6 protein-coding genes are annotated in these 4,199 nt (G+C 71.0%); 1 reads left to right on the top strand and 5 read right to left on the bottom strand.

The window, feature by feature from the left end; genetic code table 11:
* Positions 1–1,110 (top strand): ABC transporter substrate-binding protein (locus G6R24_RS18810; protein WP_163550517.1); only part of this gene is annotated, 1,110 nt, incomplete at its 5' end.
* 12 nt (positions 1,111–1,122) lie between these two features.
* On the opposite strand, the gene G6R24_RS18805 is transcribed toward G6R24_RS18810, so the two are convergent.
* The 5 genes from G6R24_RS18805 to G6R24_RS18785 all read right to left on the bottom strand — a co-directional run.
* Positions 1,123–1,560 (bottom strand): PPOX class F420-dependent oxidoreductase, encoded by a 438-nt coding sequence (locus tag G6R24_RS18805; protein WP_163550516.1) that lies wholly within the window; start codon positions 1,558–1,560, stop codon positions 1,123–1,125.
* Positions 1,561–1,606: 46 nt separating this feature from the next.
* Positions 1,607–2,248 carry an MFS transporter gene (locus G6R24_RS18800; protein WP_263864089.1) on the bottom strand — a complete coding sequence of 214 codons (642 nt, stop codon included), beginning with the start codon at positions 2,246–2,248 and terminating at the stop codon, positions 1,607–1,609.
* A 24-nt stretch (positions 2,249–2,272) separates the two neighbouring features.
* A complete protein-coding gene (locus G6R24_RS18795; RefSeq protein WP_163550514.1) occupies positions 2,273–3,220 on the bottom strand; it encodes an MFS transporter in 948 nt (315 codons plus the stop codon).
* Positions 3,221–3,405: 185 nt separating this feature from the next.
* Entirely contained in the window at positions 3,406–3,759 is a 354-nt protein-coding gene (locus G6R24_RS18790; protein WP_163550513.1) for a hypothetical protein, read from the bottom strand.
* Between the two features lie 79 nt (positions 3,760–3,838).
* Positions 3,839–4,199: hypothetical protein (locus tag G6R24_RS18785; protein ID WP_163550512.1), on the bottom strand; the 361-nt coding region annotated here is incomplete at its 5' end.

Raw genomic sequence — 4,199 nt, 5'->3', positions numbered from 1 at the left:
AACGAGGTACGGGTAGGTCTCATCTACCCGGACACCGGAGCACTCGCCACCACGTTCCTGCCGGTACGCGCGGGTCTGAACGCCCGGTTAGGCGCCATCAACGAATCCGGCGGAGTGAACGGTCGACAGATTCACTACTCCTGGTCGGATGACCGAGGGCGAGTCGACACCAATGCCGTCGTCAGCCGCGACCGGGTGGAGAACAAGAAGGACTTCGCCGTCATCGAGGCGACTCCGGTATCCAGCGGCGGCGCCGACTACCTCGCCACCAACAAAATCCCGGTGGTTGGTGTCGCGGTGGAACCCGTCTGGTCGAAGTACCGCAACATGTTCACCTACTCACTTTCCCGCAACGCCAGCACCTCCTCGGAGGCAGTCACCACCTTCGGCAAGTACGCCCAGGAAAAGGGTGGCACCCGCGCCCTCGTGGTCGGCGACCCCGCCGGCCTCAGCGTCAGCGACGGCATCGCGCAACAGATGCGATCCAGCCTCCAGTCGGTCGGCATTCCGACTCTTTCCACGAGCGCGGACGAATCTCCCAGCGACGCCCAGATCCATGAGATCATCCGACTGATATCCACCAACAACGTGGATATCCTCGCCAGTCCTCTGACGATCGAGACCTTCTCCCGCATCGTCGCCGCCGTCCGGCAGGCCGGCGTACAGCCCAAGGTCATTCTCAGCGGCGGCCAGCCGCCGGGTGCCGACCTGCTGGCCGCCTACGGCCCACTGCTGGCCGGTCTGACCACCTATGCCGTCCAGCCGCCGGATTCGAGCACACCGGGTGCCGCCGCCTACCGTGCCGCGATGATCCGCTTCGCGCCCGAGCTTCAGGACACGGGCCAGTCGGTGGCCGTGGTCGGATACATCCTCGGCGACATGATCATCGAAGGGCTGAAGGCCGCCGGCCCCTGCCCCACCCGGGCCCGCTTCATCTCGGGCCTGCGCGCGGTGAAGAACTACACCGCCAACGGCCTCGTCCCCGGCGTCGACTTCGAACGCGACTTCGGCAAGGTCTCCCTCTGCTACCCGTTCAGCGCGGTGAACGCGACCGGGACCGGTGAGACCATCATCGATCCCAACTTCTGTGGTGAGCGCATCGCCGGCTGACCACAGCCCCGGTCAGGTTCCGGCGAGGGACTGCCCGTAGACCCGTTCGACGGCCACGGTGATCAGAACACGCTGGTCGGCGACCATCGCCGCCCGGTACTCGTCCCAGTCGGGATGTGCACCGGCGGCCCTGCGGTAGTAGTCCACGAGCATCTCGACCTCGGGGCCGAGCGGATCGTCGCCCGGCCCCGAGAGCGTCACCGCCCCTTCGGCCGTCGCCCACGACCGGCCGTCGGAGCTGGTGACCTCCACCGCGGCCCACGGTTCGCGCCGCAGGTTCGCGGTCTTGGCCAGCCCCTGACGTGAGGACACGAGAATCACCCCGGCCGCCCGGTCGTAGAAGGGCAGCACCGGCGACAGCTGCGGCCGACCGTCCGCCCTGATCGTGGCAAGGACACCGAGTCGGCTCGCGGCGAGCAGCACATGTGGATCAAACGACGATTCCGTCATGGTCTCATCCTCAGCCCTGACGGCCTCGAAAGGGGTGGGCCCGGCGTCACACGTCCGCGCCGTCCTGCTCGGCGTCGTGGCGATCGGATGACCCGCCCACAGGCGCGGGGACCACCGCGGCGGCGGGATCCGGGACGACGGCGGCGACCGGACCCGGGCCGACAGCGGAACCAGCGGTGGCGAGGGAGGATGCGGTGTCGGGACGTGCGCCGCCGGGGACGACGTAGGCGACGATGCCCGCGGTGAGCCACACACCGGCACCGGTGAGGGCCGCGGCGTCGTAGCCGCCCACGCGGGGCAGTCCGAGACCGCCGTGGGTGAAGGCGGACAGGATGGTGGCGCTCAGGGCGCTGCCGATGGAGAAGCCGATGAACCGCATCACCTGGTTGACACCGAGCGCGCTGCTGCTCTGCGCCGCCGGGACGGAGCGCAGGATCAGCCGCGGCATCGCGGCGAACACACATCCCGAGCCCAGGCCCGCGATGCCCATGACCAGGCAGACCTCCCACAGCGAGCCACGGTCGAACCGGAACGCGAGCATCGCGGTGACGAAGACGGTGCAGCCGATCGGGATCACCGGACGGAAACCCAGCCAGTCCTCGAGGCGGGCCGCGACCCGGCTCGACACGACACTGAGCACCGAGAACGGGATCAGCACGAACCCGGCGACCAGGACCGTCTCCCCCAGCCCGTAGCCGCTGGAACGCGGGGTCTACACGAACCGGACGACCAGCGACAGCAGCAGGTACATCCCGATGCCGGCCAGCACCGCGGTGAGGTTGCCGGCGAGCACCGCCCGGTCACCCATGATCCGCAGATCGACGACCGGATGGGCCGTCCGGCGTTCCTGCCACACCCAGCCGGTCAGGAGTACCAGCGCGGCCGCGAACAGGCCCAGGACCCGAACCGAAGCCCATCCCCACGCGACGCCCTCGCTCAGCGCCAGCATGAACGCGCCGAATCCGACGACGAGCAGCACCGCGCCGCGTGGGTCGATGCGTCGCCGGGGGCGATCGGAGTCGGACGGGACGACAGCGGCGGCCAGGGCGGCCGCGAGGGCGGCGAACCCGGCCACCACGATGTAGCCGATGTGGAAGCTGAGGTACTTGGCGATCAGTCCGGTGGCCGGGTAGCCAAGGCCCACGCCGGCCGCCGCCGTCACCGACAGGACCGCGACCGCGCGCCGGGCCCGTTCGGCGGGCAGATGGTCGCGCACGATGGACATGGCGATGGGCAGCAGGCCGTTCGCCGCACCCTGCAGCGCCCGGCCGACGACGAGCAGCGCGAAGCTGCCCGGGATCGCCGCCAGCGCCCCGCCGAGCACCGCGGCCATCAGGCCGGCGAACAGCACCGCGCGCCGATGGGGGCCGTCACCGAGCCGGGTCAGCAGCGGTGTGCTGACCGCGCCGCTCATCAACGTGATGGTCAACGACCACTGCGCCGTGCTCTCGGAGATGTGGTACGACCGCGCCAGTGTCGGGACCAGCGGCGCCCCGACACTGCCGATCAGCGAGATCAACAGGCCGACCAGGGTCAGAACGGGTAGGAGCAGCCGTTCCCGCCGGGGTGACAGACCGGTCTCGACACCGCCGTCGGTCGTCCCCGCACGGGCCGTCCGTTCACGACCCGCCCGCTCCTGGGCGGCTGGGTGCTGCGTCATGGCTGTCCTCTCGCCGCATGCGTCGACCGGGACCGGAATCGGGCCGGGCTCTGGGCTCACCGGACGGCAGGCCCGCCCGGCTTCGCCGACGGCACCCCCGCAGGCAGCGATCCGACCGTCTACATGCACTTATAAGCCACCCCGCCGAGATCGTGCCGCGGTCGCGCCAAGATCCGTGCCGGGGATCACGTCGCACCACCAGCCCCACCCCGGCCGCGGCGTCGACGTCGACCCGGCCCGGTCCCGGCCGTCACCGGGCTCCGGGCCAGGCGGGCGGGGCGCCCGGGGGGGACGTCGTCGGACAGTGATGCGGCGCCGCCGGGCACGCGCAGGGCGGCGCCGAAGGCGAGGGTGCTCCGGCTGTCCAGCGCCACGGCGAGGCGTTCCAACAGCGTTGTGACGGTGCTGGCCTCGGTCGTCGCCGACTGCCAGGCATCGGCGGGCATCCGGCGGTGGACCGTGTCGCGCAGCACCCACGCGGCCTCCGCCCGGGCCAGCTCGTCCGGGCCGTCTCCCCGGTTGGGGCCGTACGTCGTCATCGTGGTGTCCGCCCTGGTCGAAGGGCCCCCTCGTCGAGGGGTCATGGTGGCGTGGCGCCCGGTCAGCGGGTCAGGCCGGTCAGCGGGTCAGGCCGGTGGGCCAGATGACGGTCACGGGTGTGCCGAGCCTTCCCGCGTAGGCGACGACGTCGGCGGTGCCACCCAGGCCGCGGGCGGGCAGGCCGTCCCAGACGGCGAGCAGTCGGTCGGCGTCGTCGGCGACAGCGCGACCGGCGGCGAAGAAAGCCTCCTCGGTGGGTGCGGGGAAGTCGAGCTCACGCGTGTGCTCGGCGAGGCCGAGCAGTTCGTGATAGCCGGCGAGATCACCCGGGGTGGTGAAGGTCCGCGCGTAGTCGCGGCAGGGGACGATCACCCGGAGCCCACCGCCGGCGGTGAGAACGAGGCGCGCGAACAACTGGTCGGCGCCGGCGGCCAGCGAA

The organism is Candidatus Frankia nodulisporulans (genome assembly GCF_902806475.1).
Lineage (GTDB): Bacteria > Actinomycetota > Actinomycetes > Frankiales > Frankiaceae > Frankia > Frankia umida.
This window is presented reverse-complemented; position numbering and strand designations above follow the sequence as displayed.

What these genes read in the sequence shown, in the direction of transcription:
- G6R24_RS18805 (WP_163550516.1), bottom strand. Translation starts at nt 1,560, where the DNA reads ATGACGGAATCGTCGTTTGATCCACATGTGCTGCTCGCCGCGAGCCGA.
- G6R24_RS18795 (WP_163550514.1), bottom strand. Translation starts at nt 3,220, where the DNA reads ATGACGCAGCACCCAGCCGCCCAGGAGCGGGCGGGTCGTGAACGGACG.
- G6R24_RS18790 (WP_163550513.1), bottom strand. Translation starts at nt 3,759, where the DNA reads ATGACGACGTACGGCCCCAACCGGGGAGACGGCCCGGACGAGCTGGCC.